This is a genomic window from Streptomyces sp. NPDC059003 (genome assembly GCF_042740445.1).
Lineage (GTDB): Bacteria > Actinomycetota > Actinomycetes > Streptomycetales > Streptomycetaceae > Streptomyces.
In genome coordinates this window covers 1-24,130 of the sequence record NZ_JBHYJH010000007.1, presented here as the reverse complement: position 1 = coordinate 24,130, position 24,130 = coordinate 1, and the positions used below count along the sequence as shown (strand labels likewise).

20 protein-coding genes and 1 pseudogene are annotated in these 24,130 nt (G+C 74.1%); 12 read left to right on the top strand and 9 right to left on the bottom strand.

Going from position 1 to position 24,130, the window contains the following annotated elements; all coding sequences use genetic code 11:
• The gene (locus ACFWZ5_RS05920) at positions 1-1,149 is read right to left on the bottom strand and encodes an alkaline phosphatase PhoX (protein ID WP_384798784.1); all 1,149 of its coding nucleotides are present in this window, start codon (positions 1,147-1,149) and stop codon (positions 1-3) included.
• A gap of 229 nt (positions 1,150-1,378) precedes the next feature.
• Between ACFWZ5_RS05920 and ACFWZ5_RS05915 the strand changes: the two genes are divergently transcribed.
• Positions 1,379-2,083: a DUF1326 domain-containing protein gene (locus tag ACFWZ5_RS05915; RefSeq protein ID WP_384798781.1), complete on the top strand. Its 705-nt coding sequence runs from the start codon at positions 1,379-1,381 to the stop codon at positions 2,081-2,083.
• Between the two features lie 62 nt (positions 2,084-2,145).
• Here the strand turns inward: ACFWZ5_RS05915 and ACFWZ5_RS05910 are convergent, their stop codons facing one another.
• The 3 genes from ACFWZ5_RS05910 to ACFWZ5_RS05900 form a co-directional block, all read right to left on the bottom strand.
• The gene (locus ACFWZ5_RS05910; RefSeq protein WP_384798778.1) at positions 2,146-3,711 is read right to left on the bottom strand and encodes an alkaline phosphatase D family protein; all 1,566 of its coding nucleotides are present in this window, start codon (positions 3,709-3,711) and stop codon (positions 2,146-2,148) included.
• A complete protein-coding gene (locus ACFWZ5_RS05905; RefSeq protein WP_384798775.1) occupies positions 3,708-4,286 on the bottom strand; it encodes a phosphoesterase in 579 nt (192 codons plus the stop codon). Before ACFWZ5_RS05905 ends, ACFWZ5_RS05910 begins: the two co-directional genes overlap by 4 nt.
• Before the next feature lie 227 nt (positions 4,287-4,513).
• On the bottom strand, positions 4,514-4,915 hold the full coding sequence (locus ACFWZ5_RS05900) for a hypothetical protein (protein WP_384798773.1): 402 nt from the start codon (positions 4,913-4,915) through the stop codon (positions 4,514-4,516).
• Positions 4,916-5,161: 246 nt separating this feature from the next.
• Between ACFWZ5_RS05900 and ACFWZ5_RS05895 the strand changes: the two genes are divergently transcribed.
• Positions 5,162-6,520: an alkaline phosphatase gene (locus ACFWZ5_RS05895; protein WP_384798770.1), complete on the top strand. Its 1,359-nt coding sequence runs from the start codon at positions 5,162-5,164 to the stop codon at positions 6,518-6,520.
• Between the two features lie 104 nt (positions 6,521-6,624).
• Here the strand turns inward: ACFWZ5_RS05895 and ACFWZ5_RS05890 are convergent, their stop codons facing one another.
• Positions 6,625-6,798, bottom strand: a complete 174-nt coding sequence (locus tag ACFWZ5_RS05890) for a hypothetical protein (protein WP_384798767.1) — start codon at positions 6,796-6,798, stop codon at positions 6,625-6,627.
• Between the two features lie 251 nt (positions 6,799-7,049).
• Here ACFWZ5_RS05890 and ACFWZ5_RS05885 point away from each other — a divergent pair, with 251 nt between their 5' ends.
• Positions 7,050-8,099 carry an NAD-dependent epimerase/dehydratase family protein gene (locus tag ACFWZ5_RS05885; RefSeq protein ID WP_384798764.1) on the top strand — a complete coding sequence of 350 codons (1,050 nt, stop codon included), beginning with the start codon at positions 7,050-7,052 and terminating at the stop codon, positions 8,097-8,099.
• 57 nt (positions 8,100-8,156) lie between these two features.
• On the opposite strand, the gene ACFWZ5_RS05880 is transcribed toward ACFWZ5_RS05885, so the two are convergent.
• Together ACFWZ5_RS05880 and ACFWZ5_RS05875 are read right to left on the bottom strand one after the other, a co-directional pair.
• Entirely contained in the window at positions 8,157-9,266 is a 1,110-nt protein-coding gene (locus ACFWZ5_RS05880; protein ID WP_384798761.1) for a sensor histidine kinase, read from the bottom strand.
• The gene (locus ACFWZ5_RS05875; protein ID WP_384798758.1) at positions 9,263-10,090 is read right to left on the bottom strand and encodes a response regulator; all 828 of its coding nucleotides are present in this window, start codon (positions 10,088-10,090) and stop codon (positions 9,263-9,265) included. Before ACFWZ5_RS05875 ends, ACFWZ5_RS05880 begins: the two co-directional genes overlap by 4 nt.
• Before the next feature lie 114 nt (positions 10,091-10,204).
• Between ACFWZ5_RS05875 and ACFWZ5_RS05870 the strand changes: the two are divergent.
• From ACFWZ5_RS05870 to ACFWZ5_RS05860, 3 genes and pseudogenes are all read left to right on the top strand, one after another.
• Positions 10,205-10,924, top strand: a pseudogene (locus ACFWZ5_RS05870) (glycosyltransferase family 2 protein); the annotation flags it as partial.
• A gap of 440 nt (positions 10,925-11,364) precedes the next feature.
• A complete protein-coding gene (locus tag ACFWZ5_RS05865; protein ID WP_384798755.1) occupies positions 11,365-12,021 on the top strand; it encodes a DUF2064 domain-containing protein in 657 nt (218 codons plus the stop codon).
• The gene (locus tag ACFWZ5_RS05860; RefSeq protein ID WP_384890467.1) at positions 12,018-12,806 is read left to right on the top strand and encodes a class I SAM-dependent methyltransferase; all 789 of its coding nucleotides are present in this window, start codon (positions 12,018-12,020) and stop codon (positions 12,804-12,806) included. Before ACFWZ5_RS05865 ends, ACFWZ5_RS05860 begins: the two co-directional genes overlap by 4 nt.
• Positions 12,807-13,188: 382 nt before the next feature.
• Here ACFWZ5_RS05860 and ACFWZ5_RS05855 read toward each other — a convergent pair whose 3' ends face one another.
• Entirely contained in the window at positions 13,189-14,442 is a 1,254-nt protein-coding gene (locus tag ACFWZ5_RS05855) for a molybdopterin-dependent oxidoreductase (RefSeq protein ID WP_384800110.1), read from the bottom strand.
• A 328-nt stretch (positions 14,443-14,770) separates the two neighbouring features.
• Here ACFWZ5_RS05855 and ACFWZ5_RS05850 point away from each other — a divergent pair, with 328 nt between their 5' ends.
• The 4 genes from ACFWZ5_RS05850 (at position 14,771) to ACFWZ5_RS05835 (ending at position 19,391) form a co-directional block, all read left to right on the top strand.
• Positions 14,771-16,141 (top strand): hypothetical protein, encoded by a 1,371-nt coding sequence (locus ACFWZ5_RS05850; protein ID WP_384800066.1) that lies wholly within the window; start codon positions 14,771-14,773, stop codon positions 16,139-16,141.
• Positions 16,142-16,283: 142 nt separating this feature from the next.
• On the top strand, positions 16,284-17,462 hold the full coding sequence (locus ACFWZ5_RS05845; RefSeq protein WP_384800074.1) for an alpha/beta hydrolase family protein: 1,179 nt from the start codon (positions 16,284-16,286) through the stop codon (positions 17,460-17,462).
• A gap of 7 nt (positions 17,463-17,469) precedes the next feature.
• Positions 17,470-18,717: a sensor histidine kinase gene (locus ACFWZ5_RS05840; RefSeq protein WP_384800077.1), complete on the top strand. Its 1,248-nt coding sequence runs from the start codon at positions 17,470-17,472 to the stop codon at positions 18,715-18,717.
• Positions 18,714-19,391: a response regulator gene (locus tag ACFWZ5_RS05835; RefSeq protein ID WP_384800080.1), complete on the top strand. Its 678-nt coding sequence runs from the start codon at positions 18,714-18,716 to the stop codon at positions 19,389-19,391. Before ACFWZ5_RS05840 ends, ACFWZ5_RS05835 begins: the two co-directional genes overlap by 4 nt.
• A 32-nt stretch (positions 19,392-19,423) precedes the next feature.
• On the opposite strand, the gene ACFWZ5_RS05830 is transcribed toward ACFWZ5_RS05835, so the two are convergent.
• Positions 19,424-20,887: a tol-pal system YbgF family protein gene (locus tag ACFWZ5_RS05830; RefSeq protein ID WP_384800083.1), complete on the bottom strand. Its 1,464-nt coding sequence runs from the start codon at positions 20,885-20,887 to the stop codon at positions 19,424-19,426.
• Positions 20,888-21,189: 302 nt separating this feature from the next.
• Here ACFWZ5_RS05830 and ACFWZ5_RS05825 point away from each other — a divergent pair, with 302 nt between their 5' ends.
• Positions 21,190-23,130 (top strand): protein-arginine deiminase domain-containing protein, encoded by a 1,941-nt coding sequence (locus ACFWZ5_RS05825; protein ID WP_384800113.1) that lies wholly within the window; start codon positions 21,190-21,192, stop codon positions 23,128-23,130.
• A 58-nt stretch (positions 23,131-23,188) separates the two neighbouring features.
• Entirely contained in the window at positions 23,189-24,088 is a 900-nt protein-coding gene (locus tag ACFWZ5_RS05820) for a chitosanase (RefSeq protein ID WP_384800086.1), read from the top strand.
• Positions 24,089-24,130: the final 42 nt, after the last annotated feature.

Sequence of the window (24,130 nt, the reverse complement as noted above, 5' to 3'; positions counted from 1 at the left end):
TCAGAGGCTGCTGCGGAAGGGCCCGGTCACCTCGTAGGTGATGCCGCCGCTGCTGGAGCCCGACGTGCCTCTCTGCGAGGAGAAGTAGAGCCGGTTGCCCGCGGGGTTGAAGGCCGGTCCGGTGATCTCGGAGGAGGACTGGCCGGTGATCCGCAGGAACGGGGCGACGACGTCGCTGGGCGTGATGATGCAGATCTCCATGTTGCCGCCGTCCTCGGCGACGTAGAGGTCGCCGACGGTGGCGGCGGTGACGTTGTCCACGCCGGTCAGCGGGGCGCCGCCGACGTTGTCGTCGTACACGACCGCGAGGGTGTTGTTCGCCGCGTGGTACGCCCAGACGCGGTTGTCGCCCTTGGTGGTGAAGTAGCAGATGTCGGCGCGGTAGTGGCAGCCCTCGCCGCCGTTGAACACCTTCGCGCCCGACACCTGGTAGCGGGTGGCGGTGGGGCTGCCGTCCGGGTCGGGCACGTTCGCCCAGGAGAGGACGCCGCCGACCTCCTTGAGCACCTGGAGCGTTCCGGACGCCAGGTTGCCCCACGTGGTGGGCACGAAGCGGTAGAAGCGGCCGTCGGACTTGTCCTCGGTCAGATAGATGACCTGGCGGACCGGGTCGGCGGCGGCCGCCTCGTGGTTGAACCGGCCCATCGCGGGCCGCTGCACCGCCGCGTTCACGCCCCAGGGGTCGGTCTCGTACACGAAGCCGGTGTCGACCTCCTCGCACGACAGCCAGGTGTTCCACGGCGTCGCGCCGCCCGCGCAGTTGCGGTTGGTGCCGGACAGGATGGAGTAGGCGCCGGTGATCTGGGCGCCGCTGTTGAACTTCACCGCACCCGCGCCGCCCGCGCTGCCGCTCATCTCGGCGTTGGAGACATAGATCCAGCCGGATCCGTCGGCGAAGCACGCGCCGCCGTCGGGCGCCTTGTGCCAGGTGTGGTTGGTGCCGGTCACTTTCTGGGTGGAGCGGGCGATGACCCGGCTGGTGAAGCCCGACGGCAGCATGATGCCGTTGGCGTCGGCGGGCTGGAGCGCCCCGTAGGGGCTGGGGCCCGGCAGGGCGGGATAGGCCACGGCCTGCCGCCAGAGAGAACCGGAGAAGGCTGCGGCTCCGGCGCCTATGACAGCGGCGCGCAGCACGGTACGGCGTTCCATGTCGACTCCTTCGTCACACGCGGGGGGTGGACGCCGTGGACAGTAGGACCGCCATGACGAGGCGGTAAGTCACCGGAGAATGAACGGTTTTCAGCCATGAGGAGAAGAGCTGGGGCTGATACCCCTAGGGGGTACTTGACGTGCGCGGTCGGCGAGCCCTAGCTTCTCTCTCATCGACGGCAGGTACCCCCTGGAGGTATCTGCTCCCGTCTCGACAGGAGGCCGAACCATGTGCACCACATCCGCCGCGCCGCAGAGTGCTCCCGACGCAACCACCGTCGTCCGCGCCGGGGTTGACAGCACGCTCCCCGACTGGCACCTGCGCGGCGAGTGGTTCGACGTCTGCAGCTGCGCGCTGCCCTGCCCCTGCACCTTCGCCCAGACGCCGACCCACGGGGACTGCGTGTTCACCCTCGTCTGGCAGGTCCACGAGGGGCACTTCGGGGACGTGCGCCTGGACGGCCTGGGCGTGGTCGCGCTCGGCGAGTTCGCGGGCAACATGTGGGTCGACGACCCGGACGCCACCATGAAGGTGATGCTCTACATCGACGCCAAGGGCGACCAGGCCCAGCGCGACGCCCTGGAGCAGATCTTCGCCGGTCATGTCGGCGGCTGGCCGGGCAAGTTCGGCTCGCTCATCAGCGACCTGCGCGAGATCCGGTACGCCCCGGTCCACTTCGACGCCGCCGAGGACCTCTCGTACTGGCGGGCCAGTGTCGACGGCAAGGTCTCCGTCGGCGCCACCGCGCTCACCGGCCCCACCGCCGACCCCAACCGCCGCGTCCAGTTGATCAACGCCCCGGGCGCCGAGGTCGGGCCCGGCCAGATAGCGACGTGGGGCGTGGTCGAGAACGACCACGCGGAGGGCTTTGACTTCTCCCACGAGTACCGCGGCGGATCCAGCAAGCACTTCCCGTTCGACTGGCGCCCCTGACCGGCCCCGCACGCACGGCCCCGGACCGGCACCGCGGTCCGGGGCCGTGCGTGCGGCCGCAGCTAACCCCTTCGGTACTGCGCCGGCGACGACTTCGTGGCGTCGTCCTCGTACGAACCCGCCGTGCCGCGGTCCACGTGGAACGTGGTGAGCGTCGTGACGGGGGAGAGCGGATCGCGGCGGTCGCCGATCACCCGCATATGGGCGCTGAAGCGCTCCGGCGTCACCTCGTACACGTCGTAGCCGTACCGGTTGCCCTCGAAGTACTTCAGGTGCGGGTTGGCCTTGCCCATGAGCGGGCCGTTGGCGGCGTTCCACTCGGGGGAGTAGGCCCCCGACGTCACCGAGTGCGCGGTGAACTCCGTGCCCACCAGCGGCGAATCGGGGTGGTCGAAGTCGGTGCGGACGTCGTCGACGAACGCCGAGTGCCAGTCGCCGGTGATGACGACCAGGTCCTCGAGGCCGCTGCTGTGCACATGGCCAAGGACCTCCTTGCGCTCGGCGAGGAAGCCGTCCCACTGGTCGGTGAACATGTACGAGCCGCCCGGCCTGCCGCGCAGCTGGCTCAGCATGATCGAGTTGGCCCACACGTGCCAGGAGTCCGGCGCCCGGTCGACGACCTTGCGCAGCCACGCCTTCTGGTCGGCGCCCAGGATCGTGCCGTCGGGCAGATTCTGCGCGGAGCGGTACGAGCGCAGGTCGAGCACCGTCAGTTCGAGCAGGTCGCCCCAGCGGCGCACGCGGTGGATCTCGGGGTCGGGAAGCGCCGCCCCGCCGAAGGAGTCGCGGTGCGGCATGTGCTCGTACCACGCCTGGTACGCGGCCGCGCGGCGCCGCATGAACGAGGCCCCGCCGCCCGTGCCGCTGTAGTCGTTGACCACCTCGTGGTCGTCCCATGTCAGGAACCACGGATGCGCCGCGTGCGCCTCGCGCAGCGACTTGTCGCCCTTGTAGAGCGCGTGCCGCTTGCGGTAGTCGGCGAGCGTGAGGATCTCAGGACCGTCGTGGTCGCGCACGTGCTTCTCGGGTACGCCGCCGACCTGGCCGTGCTCGTAGATGTAGTCGCCGAGGTGGACGACGAAGTCGACCTTCTCGCGGGCGATGCCGCGGTGTGCCGCGTAGTAGCCGTCGTGGAACGCCTGGCAGTTGGCGGCGGCGAAGGTGACCTTCTTGACCTTGCCGCGCGGCGCGGTCCTGGTCCGGCCGACGCGGCTGGTCCTGCCGAGCGCCTTGAACCCGTACCAGTAGTGCCGGCCGGGAGCCAGGCCGCTCACCGGCACGTGCACGCTGTGGCCGAGCGTCGCCGACGCCACGGCGGTGCCGCGGGCGACGACACGGCGCAGGCCCGCGTCCTTGGCGACGACCCAGTCGACCTCGACGGCCTCGGGGAGCTGCTGTTCGGCGGCGAGCGGCTCGGGCGCGAGTCTGGTCCACAGCACCACCGAGTGCGGCTGCGGATCACCGGAGGCCACGCCGAGCGTGAACGGCGCGGGGTCGTACTCGGCGCCCAGCGTCTCGGCGGCCTCGCGGGCCTGCGCGGGGGTGAGGCCGGGGGCAAGCGGCCAGGCGAGGTTGAGGGCGCCGGCGGCCGCGGCGGCCTTGAGCAGGTCACGGCGGTTGACGGTCATCGGCGGCCTCCGGTGGCGCTCAGGGTGAGGGAAAGGGCGTCGGCGTAGCCGTCGTTGGACGTGCCGCCGCCGCTGCGCGTGAACACCAGAAGCAGCCGCGCCGACCGGGCCGTGGGCGGGACGAGCGCCTCGGCCGTCCGCTCAAGTAGCCCGGTACGGCTCTCGCGCTCCGCCGCGCCGACGGGACCGAGGACACTCAGGGCCACGGGGGTGCCCTTGGCGTCGCGGAACTCCACGGAGAGGCGGGCGCCGTCCTCCTGGCCCGCGAAGCCCCCGAGCCACGCGGTCAGCGTGTACCGCACCCGGCCCGCGTCGACGGCACGGCGCCCCGTCGGCCCGCCCTTGGGCAGGTCCACGTCCTGGACGAGCGCGGTGCGCGGGCTGTTGCCGCCGGAGAAGAACCGGCTGCCGCGCCGTGCGGGCCCGGGGTCGGCGGGCGTCGGGTAGCCGCCGCCCAGGCTGTAGGCGATGAGCGCGGGCGCTCCCTGCAGGACCTTCCAGCCGCGAACGGTGGTCACGGGGTCGGCGCTGCCGCCCGCCCCGCTCTCCGCGTCGCCGTTGACGACGAGATTCACGCGCGCCTCCTGTGGTGGGTGACTTGAGCGCGGTCAGCCCACCAGCCCCGTGTGAACCGGGAGAAGCGTGGCGGCGAATTCTGTTACGTCCGTCGCGGGGGTGTCATCGTGCACATCTGACGTGCGCGCCGGGGGAACCACCCAGGTGGTTCCCCCGGCGCCGTCCCGCCGATGGTCGGTTTTCAGTTGGCCGGTGTTCGGCCTGCGGGCGTTCTGCCGTCCGACGGTCAGTTGGTCAGCGTGACACAGGGCAGGCCCACGCTCGCGCCGCCGCGGAAGCCCTCCGCGCACAGCCGGGTGCCCGCGGGGAAGTGCCGCTGCGGGTACGCCTGGTCCCGGTAGGTGCGGAACGCCGCGACGTCCTCCACCTTGGTGTGCGCGCTCCAGCCGTTGGTGGTCCACACGCGCGCGCTGATGCGGTGGGGCTGGTTGGTGTTGGTGACCGACACCTCGACCCGGCCCAGGTAGGTGCCGGTGTCGTACGTCTCGATGCAGACCGAGTGGTTGCACCACTTGCCGTCCGCGACGGCCGAGGGCCCGGTGGCGACGACACAGCCGAGCGCCGCGGCGAGCGCTGCGACGCCCGCCGCGATCCGCTGGGAGATGACCTGCATGTGTGCTGCCCTCATGCCTTCCTCGTGGCCCGGCGACGGGGCGCCGGGCGCTGTCGGTGTCCTGGCACAGGAGGACTCCTGTCCAGGCGGACCAACGCGGGACAAGATCATCGGTTACGCCGTGGAGGCCCCCGGCCTGAGAGGTGCACGTCATGTTCCGGATGGAGCGGCGGCGCAGAAACGTCACCTCTGATTCACCGACGGCTGGTGAGCTGACGCCCGTCGGCCCCCGGGCCCGTCCGCACGATCCAAGGAGATTCCATGCACCGCCCCTCCCGTCGCCACCTCATGGTCGGCACCGCAGTGGTCGCCGCCGCCGTGGCAGCCGTGGCCGTCACGACCGCCGCCGGCGCCTCCGGGACCAAGGAACAGGCCGAGCGCGCGATCAAGGGCGGGAAGGCGAAGAACGTCATCCTGCTGATCGGCGACGGCATGGGGGACTCGGAGATCACCCTGGCCCGGGACTACACGGTCGGCGCGAACGGCCGCCTGAACATGGACAAGTTCCCGCTGACCGGCTCGTACACGACGTACGCCGTGCACAAGGACGGCACGCCGGACTACGTGACCGACTCCGCGGCGAGCGGCTCGGGCTGGGCCACGGGCGTCAAGACCGTCAACGGCCGCATCTCGAAGACGCCGGGCACCGACAAGGCCGTACCGACGATCCTGGAGCTCGCGCAGAAGAACGGCTACGCGACCGGCAGCGTCACCACGGCCGAGCTCACCGACGCGACCCCGGCCGTGCTCGCCTCGCATGCGACCGACCGCTCCTGCCAGGGCCCGGCCGACATGGCCAAGTGCCCGGCGGACACGATCGCCAAGGGCGGCCCCGGCTCGATCGCCGAGCAGTCCGTCAACCACAAGGTGGACGTGCTGTTCGGCGGCGGGAAGCAGCGGTTCGACCAGAAGGTCACCGACGGCAAGTACAAGGGGAAGACGGTCACCGAGCAGGCGCGCGGGCTCGGCTACCAGGTCGTCACGGACAAGACCGGGATGGAGAAGGCCAAGGCGGGCAAGCCGGTGCTCGGCCTCTTCGCCCCCGGCAACGTGCCGGTGGAGTGGACCGGCAAGGGCGCCGCGACCGGCGGCACCGACCCGCAGCGCTGCGTCACCTCCAACCCGGACCGCCCGTCGGGCACCCCGGCCCTCGCCGACTCGGCGAGCAAGGCGATCAAGCTCCTCGAGGCCAAGCAGAAGCACTCCAAGAAGGGCTTCTTCCTGCAGATCGAGGGCGCCTCGATCGACAAGCAGGACCACGCGGCCGACCCCTGCGGGCAGATCGGTGAGACCGCGGCCTTCGACCGCGCGGTGAAGGTGGCCCGTGACTACGCGGCCAAGCACCCCGACACCCTCGTGGTGACCACCGCCGACCACGCCCACACCAGCCAGATCGTGCCCCTGGAGGCCACCCCGCCCGGCCTGTCCTCCACGCTGGTCACCAACGAGGGCCAGCAGCTGAAGGTCAACTACTCGACCAACACGCCCGGCAAGGCCCAGGAGCACACCGGCACCCAGGTCCGGATCGCCGCGCAGGGCCCGCAGGCCTACCGGGTCCTCGGCGTCACGAACCAGACCGACCTGTTCGGGACGGTCCGTGAGGCGCTGCGACTGCGCTGACCTGGCGCGGGCGCCCGAGGACGGCCGGGGGCGCCCGCGGCTGACCACGCATGACGGCGCATGCCGAGATGCCGGTTCCGGGAACGGAACCGGCATCTTCGTGCTCACCCTTCGCCGACCTCCTTGGCGAGCCCGTGCCGGCGCGCCATCCGCAGCGCGTCGTCCAGCTCGTCCTCGGCCACCGCCACGGCGTACACGTCCTCGTCCGCCATGGCGTCCGCCAGCGCGGTCCGCGCCTGACGCACCCGCTCGATCAACGCATCGGCGTAGCCACCCACGACCGATCACCGCCCCTGCCGACTCCCCGCGCTGTATCGATTCAGCCCGGTCCTGTCTGTGTTCCCCGCAACCGCCGCCACCGCACCCCCGACGGTCACCGGCCGGGCGGGTGGTGGCGTTGCTGTGGCCCGCGCTGCGCGCGGACGCCCGCGTCGACGACTGATGCCGCCGTGTGGCGCGCCCTTACGGAACGGTGACGTGGGGCCGCGGCGCGGGACGGCGCGGGTGCCGGCTGCCTAGCGTGGACGGCATGCGGGTACTGGTCACCGGCGGCGCCGGTTTCATCGGAACACACATCGTCGACGCGCTGCTCGCGCGCGGCCACGAGGTCGTCTCGTACGACGTGGTGCTGGCGTCGGCGCACCAGGGCCCGCCCCGTGCGGCGCGCCCGGGGGAGCGGCTCGTCGTCGGTGACGTGCGCGACGAGGACGCCGTGGCCGACGCGCTGCGGGGCGTCGACGCGGTGTGTCATCAGGCGGCGATGGTCGGACTCGGCAAGGACTTCGCGGACGCGCCCGCGTACGTCGGCTGCAACGACCTGGGCACGGCGGTGCTGCTCGCCGCGCTTGCCCGGGCCGGGGTGCGGGAGCTGGTGCTCGCCGGGTCGATGGTGGTGTACGGCGAGGGCCGGTACGCCTGCGCGCGCCACGGCGTGGTGCGGCCCGGGCCGCGCGCCGAGCAGGACCTGGCCGCGGGCCGCTTCGAGCCGGGATGTCCGTCCTGCGGGGCGCCGTTGGCGCCGGGCCTGGTGACCGAGGACGCGCCGCCCGACCCGCGCAGTGTGTACGCCGCGACGAAGCTCGCGCAGGAGCACCTGTGCGCGGCGTGGGCCCGTGCGACGGGCGGCCGCGCGGTGTCGCTGCGCTACCACAACGTGTACGGCCCCGGCATGCCGCGCGACACCCCCTACGCCGGGGTCGCCGCCCTGTTCCGGTCGGCCCTGGCCCGCGGCGAGGCGCCGCGCGTCTTCGAGGACGGGGGCCAGCGGCGGGACTTCGTCCACGTCCGTGACGTGGCGGAGGCGGCGGCGACGGCCGTGGAGGCGGTGCGGGGCCGGGGCGCGGGGTCGTTCGCCGCGTACAACACCGGCAGCGGCGACCCGCACACGGTCGGCGAGATGGCGCATGCTCTCGCGGCGGCGTACGGCGGGCCGCCGCCGGTGACGACCGGCGAGTACCGGCTCGGGGACGTGCGCCATGTGACGGCGGACTCGGCGCGGCTGCGCCGGGAGTTCGGCTGGAAGCCGCGGGTCGGCTTCGCCGATGGCATGCGGGAGTTCGCGCGGGCGGAGCTGCGGTAGGGGCGCGTGGGTGGGGCTGCGGTGACTGTGGGCGAGGGGGAGGGCAGCCACCCGGCGTCAGCCCGCCAGGGGCAGGACCACCTCGAACCGGCAGCCCCCGGACACGTTCCGCACCGCCGCCCGGCCCCGGTGCGCCTCGACGATGCCGCGGACGATGGCGAGGCCGAGACCGGCGCCCGCCGGGGGCGTCCGCGCGTTCGTGCCGCGCCAGCCCGTGTCGAAGACGCGCGCCAGGTCCTCGTCCGGGATGCCCCCGCACTCGTCGGTCACGGACAGCACGAGGCCCGCGTCCGACCGCTCGGCGGCGATCGCGACCGTGCCGTCGGCCGGTGTCCGGCGGATCGCGTTGATCAGCAGATTGCCCAGGACGCGGCTCATCTCCTTGCTGTCGACCTCGACCGGTACCGCGTCGATGCGGTGGCCCACGAGGCGTACGCCGTGCTCCCGCGCGAGCGGGTCCGCGCCCGCGAGCGCGTCCCCCACGAGGTCGTACGCGGAGATCCGGGCGGGCGAGAGCGCGAGGGCGCCGGCGTGGATGCGGGAGAGCTCGAAGAGGTCGCCGACCATGCCGTTGAGCCGTTCGACCTCGGTGCGGATCTGGCGCAGATAGCGGTCCGGCTCCGCGGCCATGCCGTCCTCCAGGGCCTCGGCCATGGCGCGCAGCCCGGCGAGCGGGGTGCGCAGGTCGTGGGAGATCCAGGCGACGAGCTCGCGCCGCGAGGTCTCCAGGGCGCGCTCGCGCTCGCGGGAATCGGCGAGGCGCGCGCTGGTCGCCTCCAACTCGCGGGTGAGCGCGGCCAGTTCGGCGGTCGCCGGCTCGTCGGGTGCGGCGAAGCTGCCGCCGATGCCGAAGGAGCGGGCCGCCAGGGTCAGCGCCCTGCTGCGGGCCACGACCCACCGCCCGAGCAGCAGCGCGGTGGCGAACGACACCACGGCGGCCATGGCGACGACGACGGTGACCACGGTCAGGTCGTGCGGGGACAGGAGCATCTGCCAGGCCACGGCGAGGGTTCCCGCGAGCATCGCGGTCACGGCCACGGCGGCGACGACGGTCAGCAGCGCGACGAGCGAGCGGTGCCGCAGCAGCCGCAGCGCGAGCGCGCCGAGCAGCCCCGCCGCGGCGGCGCCGAGGAAGGCGTAGAGGGCGATGAGCAGGACGTCGGTCACGACGGGCCGCCCGGCGCCGTCGGCTCCGGCGAGCCGGTCGGGCCCGGCTCCGGTGCGTCCGCGGGGCCCGGCTCCGGCGCGTCCGCAAGGCCCGGCTCCGGCGTGTCCGCAGGATCCGGTTCGCCGGCGTCGAGGCGGTAGCCCACGCCCCACACCGTCCGGATCAGCCGCGGCGCGGCCGGGTCGTCCTCGACCTTCCCGCGGAGCCTGCGGACGTGGACGGTCACGGTGGAGAGGTCGCCGAAGTCCCAGCCCCACACCTCGCGCATCAGCTCCTCGCGGCCGAACGCCCGGCGCGGGTGCCGCAGGAAGAAGGCCAGGAGGTCGAACTCGCGTACCGTCAGGGAGAGTTCGGCGCCGTTCTTCGCGGCGCGCCGCGCGGCGGGGTCGAGGGTCAGGCCTCCGGCGTGCAGCAGGGCACCGGGCGTCGGCGCGGGGACGCGGCCGCGGCGGAGCACCGACTCGACCCGCAGCACCAGTTCGCGCGGGCTGAACGGCTTCGTCACGTAGTCGTCGGCGCCTATCTCCAGGCCGAGGATCCGGTCGTCCTCGTCGCCGCGCGCCGTCAGCATGATCACGGGTACGGGACCGCGGGCGCGGAGCCTGCGGCACACCTCCAGGCCGTCCATGCCGGGCAGCATCAGGTCGAGCACGACGAGGTCGGGCCTGCGGTGCGCCGCGCGCTCGAGCGCGAGCGGGCCGTCCTCGGCCTGGTCGACGGCGTATCCGGCGCGCTCCAGGTAGCCGGTGACGACCTCGGCGACGGTGCGGTCGTCGTCCACGACGAGGACGCGGGAGCCGGTGCCCGGGAGTGGTGTGTCCATGTGGCAAGCCTCGCACCGTGGCCGCGCGTGCGGGACGCGCGCGGCGGTCGGCGGGGCCGACGTCCCTGTTTCGTAAGAACCCGAAGTCCGAAAAGTCCCCTTCTGCTTCATAGGGTGAGAGGCGTGACCCACTCCTTCCCCGACTCCCCGGCCCCGGCTCCGCCTGTGCCTCCCGTCGATGTCGTGCTGCCCTGCCTGGACGAGGCCGCGGCACTGCCCTGGGTGCTCGCGCGCGTTCCCGCGGGCTGGCGTGCGATCGTCGTGGACAACGGCTCCACGGACGGCTCGGCCGACCTCGCCCGGTCGCTCGGCGCGACCGTCGTGCACGAACCCCGGCGCGGCTTCGGCGCCGCCTGCCACGCCGGGCTCACCGCCGCCGACGCGGACATCGTGTGCTTCTGCGACTGCGACGCGTCGCTCGACCCGGGACTGCTCGTCCCCTTCGTACGCGAGGTGGCGGCGGGCCGCGCCGACCTCGTCCTCGGCCGCCGACGCCCCCGAACACGGGGTGCCTGGCCGCCGCACGCCCGCGCGGGCAATCTCGCCCTGACCCGGATGCTCCGCCGCCGCACCGGCCTGCGCCTGCGCGACCTCGGCCCCCTGCGGGCCGCCCGCCGCACCGATCTGCTGGCCCTCGCGCTCACCGACCGCCGCAGCGGCTACCCCTTGCAGATGGTGGTCCGAGCCTCCGACGCGGGCTGGCGGATCGAGGAACGCGACGTGCCCTACCTGCCACGCACCGGCACCTCGAAGGTCACCGGGACATGGCGGGGCACGTGGCAGGCGGTGCGCGACATGCGGCGGGTACTGGCGGAGGGACCGCTCGCGGGTCCCGTGCGTGATCCCTCCCCGGGGCCCGTGCGGGGGGCCGCCACGGGTTCGGCGCGGGAGGCGGGCGCGGGCCCGGAGTGCGGTCCGGGTGTGGAGCCCGGGCCGTCCTCGGGTCCGGAACCGTCCCCGGCGCACGGGGCGAGTCCGCCCCCGGTGCGGGAGGTGTCCGAGGGTCCGGCGCGCGGTCCTGGAGTGGATGCGGCACCGCTGCCCGACTCGGCGCCGCCCGCGACTTCGGCATCCCTCTCAGCCGAGGCACCGCCACCGTCCCCGGCACGGGAGCCGGACACGACAGCGGGACGGGAGCTCACCCCGGGGCCGGTGCGTCCGGCTTCCGTGGTTCCGGCGCATGAAGCCTCCGCCGATCCGGCAGCGCAGCCCGCCACGGATCCCGCCCGTCCGCGGCGCCCGGACCCGGAGACCGGTGCGCGGGAGGCGCGGTCATGAACGTCCCGTCCCGGCACACCCCCGCCACCCTCCTCGTCATCGCCAAGGCGCCGCTGCCCGGCCGGGTCAAGACGCGTCTCACCCCGCCGTACACCCCCGAGGAGGCGGCGCGCCTCGCCGAGGCGGCGCTCGTCGACACCTTGCACGCCGTCCTGCGGGCGCCCGCGCACCGCCGTGTGCTCGCCCTCGCGGGCGAACCCGGGCCGTGGCTCCCGGCCGGGATCGACGTCGTACCGCAGTGTGCCGGTGGCCTCGACGCACGGCTCGCGGGGGCCTTCGCCCGCTGTGCCGGGCCGACCGTCCTCATCGGCATGGACACCCCTCAGGTCACTCCGGCCCTCCTCGCGCCCGCGCTCGCCGCCGACGCCTGGCGCGCCGCGGACGCGTGGTTCGGGCCCGCGGCCGACGGCGGCTTCTGGGCGCTCGGGCTCGCCGAGCCCGACCCGGAACTCCTGCGCGGGGTGCCGATGTCCACGCCGTCGACCGGGGCGATCCAGCGCGCCCGCCTCTCCGCGGCCGGTCTTCGCGTGCGCGACCTGCCGGTGCTGTGGGACGTCGACACCGCGGACGACGCGGCCCGGGTCGCGGCCGCGGCCCCGCACACCCGGTTCGCGGCGGAGCTCGCCCGCCTGGCCCCGGCGGGCCGCCCGTGAGTACGGCGGCGGTACCGGTCGAACCCGCGGCACCCTCATGGAGCGCCGACGTGTACGCGGAGGCGCTGCGCACCGGCCGCGGCCCCCTCTTCCTGCGCCGCGCCGACGGCTGGCTGCTTCCGCTCGACGTGGAGCGGTGGTGCGCGGCACCGGACACGGCGGACAGGTCCGCGCTGCGCCGCTGCGCCGGATCCGTGCTCGACATCGGCTGCGGCCCGGGCCGTCTCGTCGCCGCGCTCGCCGCGGCCGGGCACCGCGCGCTCGGCATCGACGTCAGCGAGGCGGCCGTACGGCACACACTGCGCCTGGGCGGCGCGGCCCTGCGCCGGTCCGTCTTCGACCCGCTTCCGGGCGAGGGCCGTTGGGGCACCGCACTGCTCCTGGACGGCAACATCGGCATCGGTGGCGACCCGGCGGCGCTGCTCGCCCGGGTCGCCCGCCTCCTGGCGCCCCGCGGTCTGCTGCTCGCGGAGACCGCGCCGGTCGACGTCGACGAGCGGGTGCGCGTGCACGTCGACGACGGCCGCGGCCGTGGCGAGCCCGGCGGGACGTTCCCCTGGGCGCGGCTCGGCACGACCGCCCTGCTCGGGTACGCGCACGGGCCTGCCTGGCAGGTCGCCGATCAGTGGACGGCGGGCGGCCGCTGCTTCGTGGCGCTGCGCCGACGCGCCGTACGCAGCACCCGCACCGAAAGACACAGGGCCGAGCCCGCGCAGAGCGCCGCCGTCACCAGCAGCCAGCGCGCCAGGAACACGTCCGGCGGCAGGCCCGTCGCCGCTTCGTAGCGCGGCACCTGACGGGTGATCAGCGGATACCAGACCAGCAGAAGCAGCAGGGACAGGGCGGCCGGGACCCGGACGAAAACGGTCAGGTTCCGGCCCCGCCCGCCGAGTGCGGCTCTCAGGCCACGGTCGGCGGCCGCGTAGAGCGGCGCGAGCAGCAGATCGTGCAGCAGCGCGGCCCCGACGAACCAGACGGCCACGCCCGCCCAGTCGTCGGCAAGCAGCCGCACTCCCGCGTACAGCGCGAGCGCGAACGAGGCGAGCAGGAGCAGCAGGTGCAGCGGACCCTCGCCGTACCAGCGCCGCCACCGGCCGCTCCCGCCGCCCGCCACCGGTTCCTCTCCCCGCGCCTGCGACGCGTCACCCCGTACCACTGGCTCCTCGCTCATCGCAGCCCTCCGAAGGTCAGCCTGGCCACCCACTTGGTGTTCAGGACGCCGGGCGCGGCGGGCACGATGACGCGTGCCGGGTAGCCGTGATCCGCTGTCAGGTCGGCGCCGTTGACGCGCAGCGCGAGCAGGGAGCGCGCGTCCCGCACCTGGTTGGCGCGCAGCGCCGCCCTGTGGAAGGCGCCGCGCAGCTGGAGCGACTCCACCAGCACACCGGGCGGATCGCCGTCCTCGTACCCGGCGAGCGCGGCGAGGTCCCGAAGGCGCACCCCGCTCCACGCCTGGTCGGACGTCGACCAGCCCTCCACGCACGCGATGGGCAGTCGGGCCTGGTGCTGGGCGAGGCCGAGCAGGTCGGCGCGGGTGAGCCGCAGGGTGCGGGCGGGCCCGGCGACGACGAGCCGCCAGGCTTCGCCCGTGTGCCGGGGCGCGATGCCCACCGCCGCGGCCGTCTTGTTGACCTGGAACGCGCCGGGCCCCGCGCCCGGGTCACGGCCGCCGTGCGGCGCGAACAGGGCCGTGGCGCGCGGCCAGCCGTCGAAACTCTGCCCCGCGGTGGTGCCGAACAGCAGCAGCGAGCCACCGCCGACGAGGCCGAGCGCGCCGCGCCGCGTCACGGTCGGCCCGGCGGGCCGTACGGCGACGAGCCCGGTGCCGTCGTCAGGTTCGGGTTCGACGTCCTGCCGCCCGTCCTGCGTGCGCACCAGGTCCCGGAACCCCCGCTCCCGCAGCACCCGCACCGTCCTCGGGAGCTTCAGTGCCACGTGGACGACGAACCCGCCGAAGAACACCCACGCGCCGTAGAAGTGCAGCGGATAGAACGAGCCCGGGAAGACGTACTCCAACTGGATGTTGAGCACACCCGTCGCGAACTCGAAGAGCGCGCCGCCCACGAGCAGCAGCAGCGAGAGCCGCTCCAGGGCATGGCCGAGCGACCGGACGGGCGGCAGCGCGAAGAGCTTCGGAAGCACCGACCACAGCTTGGCGAGCAGCACCGGCACGAGCACGACGCCGACGGTGACGTGCAGGCCCTGGGTGAGGCGGTACAGCCAGTGCGGGTCGGTCGGCCAGTCGAAGAGGTAGAAGCCGAGCAGCCCCTTGTCGGGCGTCTTGTCGTTCACCGGCGACAGACCGGGGTTGTACGCGGCGTAGGAGAGCAGACCGGTGACGAACAGCAGCGTCATGCCGGGCAGCAGCACCGCGCCGAGCACGGCGGTGAACCAGGGGCCGCGCACCGGGCTGCGCCACATCCCGCCCAGGACCCGGTTCGCCTGCGCGGTGACCGTCGCTCCCTGGGAGCGCCTCGGCCTCGGTGCTTCGCCCATGCTGTGCCCTCGCAGGTCCGCGCGACGTGGGTCCGTCGCCTCGGGTCGACCGTACGGCCGGGGAGCCGTGCCGGGGCGGTCACGACCCATGACGAAACGCTGACGCCTTCCGCCGTCCGGCCGGGCGGTGGGCGAGACGGGCGGTGAGCGGGACGGCTGAGGAGCGGGACGGCTGAGGAGCGAGATCTGACGGTTCGGTGACGCGGGGCCGCGCACCGGCCCGTCGCGGCCCGGCTGTGCCTACGGTGCCTGCGTGAACCACCGAGAACGACGCACGCCCGGCGTCCGCCGCGACCTCGTCGCCGCCGTGTGCGGCGCCCTGCTCGTCGCCGCGGCCGTCGTCGTCGGCCGGGCCGTGGAGCGCTCCGACGGCAGCCTGCACGTCAACTGGCCCCCGCTGTACGCCCGCTGGGACCCGCACCTCGGCCCGGGCACCCCGGCCGCGCTCGCGGTCGCCGCCGCCGTGGTGGCGTACGGGCCCGCGCTCGCCGCGCGGCTGCCCTGGCGGGTGCTCCTGGCCGGGGCCTGGGCCGCGTCCACGGCCTGGATCTGGTCGCTCGCGCTCGTCGACGGCTGGCATCGCGGCGTCGCCGAGCGGCTCACCACGAAGTACGAATACCTCCAGGTCATCGACCGCTTCGCGGACATCCCGGCGGCGCTGCGCGGCTACACGGACCACATCCTGCTCGGCGCGCCCGGCGAGTACCACTGGCCCGCGCACACCGCGGGCCACCCACCCGCCGCGCCCCTGACCTTCGTGTTCCTGGACCGGATCGGCCTCGGGGGCGGCGCCTGGGCGGGAGCCTTCGTCATCACGGCGAGCAGTACGGTCGCCGTCGCCGTCCTGGTCACGGTCAAGGCCCTCGCCGACGAGTCCTGCGCCCGCCGGGCGGCGCCGTTCCTGGCCCTCGCCCCGGCCGCGGTGTGGATGGGCGCGTCGGCGGACGGCTACTTCGCGGCCGTCGCGGCCTGGATGACGGCCCTGCTGGCGCTCGCGGCGACCCGGACGACCCGCCACCCCGCGCTCGTCGCGGCCGCCGCGGGCCTGCTGTTCGGCCTGACCTGCTATCTGTCCTACGGCCTCACGCTGTTCGCGGTCGTCGCGGCGGGCGTCCTCGTGCTCGCCCGTACGGCCCGCCCCCTGCCGTACTTCGCGGCGGGCGCGGCGGTGGTGCCGCTGGTGTTCACGGCTCTCGGCTTCCACTGGTGGGAGGCGTACCAGCTGTTGGTCGAGCGCTACTACCAGGGCGCGGGCGGAGTCCGCCCGTACTGGTACTGGATCTGGGCCAACCCGGCCTGCACGGTGCTCACCGTGGGCCTCGCGACGGTGGCCGGGCTGCGGCGGGCGCTCGCCGCGGCACCGGGTGCGGTACGCCGCGTGGGCCGCGGCGGGACCACGGCGGCCGACCGGCTCGCGGGCCTGGCGCTCGCGGCTCTGCTCGCGCTCGCCGCCGCCGACCTCTCCGGCATGAGCAAGGCGGAGACGGAGCGGATCTGGCTGCCGTTCGCCGCGTTCCTGCTCACGGCGACCGCACTCCTGCCGCGCCGCACCGCCCGCCCCTGGCTCACGGCCCAGGCCGTCCTGGCCCTGCTGGTCAACCACCTGCTGTTCACCGGCTGGTGACCCCGGATGCGTGGCCCTGGCTCCTGAGAGCTACCCCCGGAGTTGGCTCCTCGGCGTGATTCCTCCCCGCTTCCCGGCTCCTAATTTTGACGTGTGAGGCCGTCCAGGAAGGGTGCGGCCGCCGGGAGAAGGGGTCGTGAACATGTCTGTACGTCGTCGTGGGGCCGTCGCTGTCCTGCTTGCCTGTGCCGTTGCCGTACCCGTGTCGGCCGCGGCCTCCGCGACCTCCGCGGGGAGCGGGTCGAAGCGTGCGCAGGCGCGCCTCGCGCTCCCCGCGCCCACCGGCGAACACGCCGTCGGCCGCGCCTCGCTGCACTTGGTCGACCAGAGCCGCCGTGACCCGTGGGTGCCGACGGCGGGCGCCAGGGAGCTGATGGTGTCCCTGTACTACCCGGCGCGGAAGGGCACCGGACACCCCGCCCCCTACCTGCGCCCGAAGGAGGCCAAGGCCTTCCTCGACGCGAAGGGCCTCGACCTCCCCGCCGACGTGCTCAGCGCCACCCGCACCCACACGTACGCGGGCGCGAGGCCCGAGCCCGGGACGTTCCCGCTCGTGGTCCTGTCGCCCGGATTCTCCGTGCCCGGCGCCACCCTCACCGCTCTCGCCGGTGAACTGACCAGCCGCGGCTACGTCGTCGCGGTCGTCGACCACGCCTACGAGGCCTCCGGCGTCACCTTCCCCGGCAAGGGCATCCTGCCGTGCGCGGCCTGCGACAAGGTCGACGAGGACACCTTCCGGCCTGCCGCCCGGGGCCGCGCCAAGGACCTCTCCTTCGCCCTGGACCGGCTGATCGGACCCACGTCCCCGTGGAAGTACGCGGGCATGATCGACAAGAAGAAGGTCGGCATGGCCGGGCACTCCCTGGGCGGCGCCGCCGCCGACGCCACGATGAGCCGGGACGCGCGCGTACGCGCCGGGGCGAACCTGGACGGCCCGTTCGTCGACACCGCGAGCGCCGCGTCGCGCCGTGCCGGACGGCCGTTCCTGATGATGGGCACCGAGGACCTCCACGGCCCCGGCGGCAGGGACACGACGTGGACCACGGCCTGGAACCGCATGAAGGGCTGGAAGCGCTGGCTCACCGTCTCCGGCGCCGACCACTTCGCGTTCACCGACCTGGCCCCGCTCGCCGGACAGCTCGGCGAGGACGACCCGGAAGGGCTGCCCGGCAAGCGCGCCGCGGAGATCACCCGCGACTACGTGGGTGCCTTCTTCGACAAGCAGCTGCGCGGCAAGGACGCGCCGCTCCTCGACGGCCCGAGCGGCGCCAACCCCGAGGTCGTCTTCCAGCACGCGTCGGACCGCGCCCGTGCCCGATAATGCCCCCGTGCACGAGACGTCCGCCCCGCCCGCGGAGCGCCCCGCGGCCCGCACGCCGATGGCGGACCTGCTCACCCTGCGCCCCGCGCCCCTGCCGCCCCTGACCTGGCCCCGATGGCTGCGGTGGCTGCCGCACACCCTCGTCGCCCTCGCGGCCGCGGCCCTCGCGGCCACCGGCGCGGACCCGGCCGCCCGGCTCCTCGCCGCCGCCCACGCGGCCACCCTGGTCGTGGCGCTGCGCCGCCCGGCCCTGGCGTACGGGCTCTCGCTGGGCCTGTTCACCGTCATCGCCATCGGCCACCCGCCGTCCCACGACAACGACCTGTGGGCGTGGCTCGTGCACGCCGGTGTGCTGCTGCTCCTGTCGCTGCGGATCCGGCTCGCGTCGGCTGCCGCGGCGGCGGGCGCGAGCGCGGCGCTCGGGGCGGCCCTGAAGCTGGCGGACCGCGCCGTCGGCTCCTGGGCGCTGGTCCTCACCGGCTGCGCCCTGTTCGCCCTGGCCGTCGTCGTCGGGGCGGTGCGGCGCGGCCGCACCGAGGACCGGGCCCGGCTCGCCGAGCAGATCGCCGCCACCGCCCACGAGCGGGCCCTGCGGACCGTCCTGGAGGAGCGCACCCGTATCGCCCGGGAGCTGCACGACGTCGTCGCCCACCACATGTCGCTCATCTCCATCCAGGCGGACGCCGCGCCCTACCGGGTCGCGGGCCCGCCGCCGGAACTGGTCGCCGAATTCGCGTCGATCCGCGCCAACGCGCGCGAAGGCCTGGCCGAACTCCGCCATCTCCTCGGCCTGTTGCGCCCCGACGCGCCCGGCAAGGACGCCACCGCCCCGCAGCCCTCCCTCGCCCAGCTCGACGGGCTCCTCGACACCGTGCGCGCGGCGGGCCTGCCCGTCACCGCGCGCGTCGACGGCACGCGCCGCCCCCTGCCGCCGGGCGTGGAGCTCTCGGCGTACCGCATCGTCCAGGAGGCGCTGAGCAACGCCCTGCGCCACGCCCCCGAGGCCGACACCACCGTGGAACTCGCCTACGGCCGGTCCGCGTTGACCCTGCGCGTCGCCAACGGCCGGTCCGCCCGGGCGGCACCGCCCTCGCCCGGCGCCGGTCACGGCGTCACCGGCATGCGCGAGCGCGCCGCGATGCTCGGCGGCGACTTCGCCGCGGGCCCCACGCCCGACGGCGGCTACGAGGTCACGGCCGTGCTGCCCGCCCCCGCCCCCACGCCCACAGGAACGGACAAGGACACTCCCGCATGACGATCCGCGTGCTGATCGCCGACGATCAGGCCATGGTCCGCGAGGCCTTCTCGGTGCTTCTCGGCGCACAGCCCGACATCGAGGTGGTCGCGACGGCCGAGGACGGCGCCGAGGCCGTCACCCTCGCCGCGCGGCTGCTCCCGGACGTCATCGTGATGGACATCCGCATGCCCGGCGTCGACGGCATCGAGGCCACCCGCCGGATCACCGCCCGCCCCGACTGCCCCACGAAGATCCTGGTCCTGACCACCTTCGACCTGGACGAGTACGTGTACGAGGCGCTGCGCGCCGGAGCCGGCGGCTTTCTGCTCAAGGACGCCTCCGGGCTCGAACTCGCCGAGGCCGTCCGGGTGGTGGCCCGCGGCGCGGCCCTGCTCTCGCCGGACCTCACCCGGCGGCTCATCGCCGAGTTCGCCCGTCTCGGCACGGGGCCCGGCGGGCCGCGGCGTCCGGCCGGCGTGCGGATCGAGCGGCTGACCGGCCGCGAGACCGAGGTGCTCACCCGGATCGCCCAGGGCCTGTCCAACGCCGAGATCGCCGAGGCGCTCGTCGTCGCCGAGGAGACCGTCAAGACCCACGTGGGCCGCATCCTGCACAAACTGGGCCTGCGCGACCGGACCCAGGCGGCCGTCTTCGCGTACGAGAGCGGCCTGGTCGTCCCGGGCTCGCCCTGACCGAGGACACGCGCACGGCGCGCAGGTGTCCCTCACCGGTGGAACAGCGGCCAGAACGCGGCCCGCACGTCGGCCTTGGACGCCTTGACGTTCACGTCCGACGGCGGTCCCAGGTCGCCGACGAGGGAGGAGGAGGTGTACTCCAGGACCTGCGGGCAACTGGCGCCGCTGATCTGCACCTTGCGGTCGGCGATCCGCTTCCCGGTGCGCAGTTCATAGACCTTCATGGGGATCGCGATCTTGTGGAACGTCACGTCGGCCGGGAAGTCGGGGAGCGTCTTGTTCTCGTAGGGGCAGGTCCGGACGGGGGTGCCCTCGTCGTCCTCGTCGGCGCAGACGACGAGCGCGGCGCGGGTGGGGTCGCTGGTGCGCCACGCGGCGGGCAGTTTCCGTGCGTACGTGTCGTTGCCGAAGAACAGCGCGCGGTTGACTCCCCTGCGGTAGGGGGCGGCGCCGCGGTACTTCGCCGGGGTGGAGCAGTACTCGGGCTGGGTGTCGCTCGGCCCGTCCAGGAGCCGTCGGACGTGCGCCAGCTCGATGGCGAGCGTGGCCCGCGCGACCGCCTTGCGGGCCTCGGGGGCGCGCGCGTCCCCCGGGTACTGGTCGAGCAGCTGCTGATAGTGCTTGCGGGCCTTCTTCCACTCCTTGGCGGCCATCAGGTCGTCCCCGCATCCGGCGAGCGCCGCGGGCGCGGTCCGGGCGACGGCACCGGCGGAGCGGTCGAGGGCGGTGCGGCTCGGCTGCCGGTGGCGCAGCCAGTCGGTGACCGTGACGGTGCGGCAGGGGCTCTTGACGGGCAGACCGGCGAGGAACGCGTCGAGGACGGCGCCGACCGTCCGGTCGTTGCCGGGTTCCGCGAGGACCGCGGCGAGGGTGTCGAAGCCCGACGCCAACGCGTCCGTGTCGCCGCGCAGTCCGGCGGTGAGGTCGTCCCCGGCCCGCGCGAGGCGATGGCAGGCCTCGACGGTCCGGTCGCCGCGGGCGGTCAGCGGGGCGTCGGCCACGCGGTGCCCGGACCACACCCGGTCCTGGGCGGCCAGCACCCGGGCGCAGTCGCCGTGTTCGCGGGCGTCGGTGACGTCCGAGTGGATCCGGGCGGCGTCGTACCGCAGCAGGCCCACGGCCAGCAGCACCGGCACGGTGACGCCGAGCGCCACGAGGCGCTGCCCGCGCACCGGGCCTGCCTTCCGTCCCCTCGGCGAGCGCCACCGCAGGCGCCCACCCGCCACGAACCACCCGTGCCCGACGACCGCCACCCACCAGCCGAGCACGACGACCTCGCACCACGGCCGGGCCACCGCCGCGAGAACGGAGACGAGCACGACGGAGACCATTCCCGTGAACAGGGCGAGCACGCGCCGCCGCAGGAGGAGATAGCCGACGCCGAGCAGCGAGGCGTTGCCGAGGGCCACGGCCAGCGGATCGCGTACGCGGGCGGGCTTGCGTGCCCCGGAGGGCGGGGGTTCCGGTGCGGCGGCGTACGGAGGGGCATCCATCCCGGTCTCCTGTCGGCGGAACGGGCGGGGGCGGCCCACGCATTGTTCGGCGCCTGGCACGGGACGGGTCCCGGTGGGGGGTCGGGTCCCGGTGCGGGGTCGGGTTCCGGTTCGGGACGGACCCGGACACCGAAAGGTTCCCGACGGCCGCAGATTCTCCGTACCTCCTGGCAACCCCGCCCCCGTAACCGGACTCTTCCTCTCCAGCGGCCCTCGCCACCTGATCAGCCGACCAGAGGGCCGGGACTAGGAGGGGAACTGTGCACGCGCACAGCTGGAGAAAGGTCGCGCTCGCGACCTCAATGGCGGGGCTGCTCGCGGCGACGGGGACCACGGCCGTCGCCGAGACGCGCTCGGCGGCCGCGACGGAGGCACCCGACCTGCGCGCGGACGTCAACCGCGACGGCCGCGTGGACGTCGAGGGCAGCACCGACACGGACGGCGAGGACACCTGGACGACCGCACGCGGCGCCGTCCTGCTGCCGAACGTCGACGACGACGCCAAGCGCTGCCCGGTCAAGGACGGGCGCGGCAGGCCGCTCTCCGACGCCAAGCTGGCGCGGTGCAACGACGCGTCGGACTCCGTCGTCAACGGCAAGCGTGACGCCGCCGACCTCGCGCGCCTGAAGACCGTGCCGCGCCCCGACACGCCCGCGGGCAGCCACGGCACCGTGAAGGCCGTCGGCGCCGGCGCCAAGAAGTCCCGCGTGTTCATCAACCGCGACGGCCGCTGGTCGATGCTGAAGCCCACCGACCGGCTCACCGTGAAGGAGCTGCGCTCCGGCGTCGAACTCGGCATCGAGGCCACCGACGTCGTGCGCGACAAGCAGAAGTGGGACGGCCTCGTGACCGTCCGCTTCACGGTCACCGGCGGCGGCGAGTCCCGCTCCGACGACGTGGTCCTGCGCACCGCGCCCGTCCTCACCCACCACCACCTGCAGAAGGCCGAGCAGGTCCTGGTGACCAAGGTGCCGGGGCGCGACGCCTACAGCCGGGCGCAGCAGAAGTTCGTCAAGAAGCTGGCGGCGCAGGTGAAGAGCGCCGGGATCACCAAGCCGCTGACGAAGTTCACCAAGTACGGCGACCCGTGGGCGCAGGACTTCGTCGAGCCCGCGTACGCCAGCATGCCGGGCCCGGGCGGCAAGCCCCGCACCATGCGCGTCCTCATACGCTCCGCCCAGCCGGACCGCGACGCCGGGCGCGAGCTGTACGAGAAGCTGCGCGGCCCGGACGTGGGCGTCGTGCAGGTCAGCGGGGTGCGCGACAGCGAGGAGTGGACCCTCAACTCCATGGGCAACCTGGAGACCATCCCGCCGTACACGCTGGGGAACAAGAGCTACCCGGCCGGGCGCATCATCCAGGGCTACCGCAAGGACACCGGCTCCAAGCCCGCCAAGGCCATGCGCACGTTCCTGGCCTCGCAGGGCGCCCAGTCGCCGCTGCTGCTCGACACGTCCTGGCTGTCGGTCGGGCACGTCGACGAGTTCATCCAGTTCCTGCCCGCCGACACCGAGCGCGGCTGGCGCATCGGCGTGGCCGACCCGGAGGCCGGGGTCGAACTCCTTCGCAAGGCCAAGCGCGAGGGCCACGGCGCGAAGAAGATGTTCTCGGTGCCGCGCGGGCCCGGCATCCCGGCGCCCAAGGAGACCATCAACAAGGTCCTCGGCTCCACCAAGTTCCACGCCGACAACAAGCTGGCCGCCGAGCGCATCAAGGCCAACCTGGACATCCTCAAGCGCGAGACCGGCATCACCGACGCGGAGATCGTGAAGGTGCCCGGCCTCTACGTACGGGACGGCCAGGGCGCCAGCGGCCGGTCGGACAGCGGCCTCAGCGACAGCCGCAAGCTGCGGCGCATGGGCCCCGACTCGCTGCGCGACCTCAACCAGCGGAACGGCGCCGACAAGAGCGCCGACAAGGGTGCCCCGACGAGCGGTGACCGGCGCGCCGGCGGCCGGGCCTCCGGCACCCGGGCCGCCGCCTGGCAGAACAGCGCCTACATCCCCGGCGCGGTCAACGGCGTCCTGCTCAGCCCGACCCGCTATCTGGCGCCCCAGCAGTGGGGTCCGGTCATCGGCGGCCGGGACATCTTCACCGACGCCGTGACGTCCGTGTACGCCAAGGCGGGCTTCACCACCAAGTACATCGATGACTGGTACACGTACCACATCGGCATGGGTGAGGTGCACTGCGGCACGAACACGCTGCGCGACACCACGGCCCCCTGGTGGAAGACGGCGTGAGTGCCCTGCCCGCGGGCCCCGTCACCGGCCCGCGGGCAGCATGCCGCATGCTTGTTCGGTGATCGTGACAGGACATACGCGACGCCGTGTCGCCGCCGCTGCCGTCTGCCTCGCCGCCCTCACCGCGCTCGTCGGCCTGCTGCTGTGGGCGTCGGGCCGGGACGGCAAGGACGACGGGGGCGGCGGGGGCTACCAGGGCGACGGGGCCGCCACGGGCGCGGGTCTGTCGGACGCCGGTCTGTCCGACGCCCAGCGCCGCCGCGCCGACCAGATGGTGAGCGCCTTCGAGAACGGCACCACCAGGATCCAGTACGGCTACGCGGAGAACCTGCACGACGGCCGCGGCATCACCGCGGGCCGGATCGGCTTCACCACCAGCGACGGCGACGCCCTGAAGGTCATCCGCGCGTACACCCACAAGGTGCGGGACAACCCCCTGGCCCGGTTCATCCCCGAGCTGGAACGGCTGGAGCGGGAGAACAGCGGCGCCACCGACGGCCTGCCCCAGGCCCGGTACGTCGCCGCCTGGAAGAAGGCCGCCGAGGACCCGGACTTCCGCGAGGTCCAGGACCAGCAGGTCGACCGGCGCTACTACGGCCCCGCGATGCGCGCCGCCGACCGCGCGGGCCTCACCACCCCCCTCGCGCGCGCCGAGCTGTACGACACCGCCGTGCAGCACGGCACGGGGCGCGACCCCGACGGCCTGCACGCCCTGGTCGACCGCACCACCGAGAAGGTCGGCACCGCCGCCGAAGCCGGCGAGAAGCGCTGGCTCGACGCCTTCCTGCGCGTCCGCGCCGCCGACCTGAGGTCCCCGGCGAACACCGGCACCGCCGACGAGTGGCAGGACTCCGTCGACCGCGTCGCGGCCGTACGCCGCATCGCCGCGCGCGGCAACTACGACCTCGAAGGGCCGGTCCGGCTCTCGGTCTTCGGAGACACGTACACCCTCCGCTGAGGTCACCCGGCCCCGCCGCCGGGCGGCGGCGCGGGTCTGCCC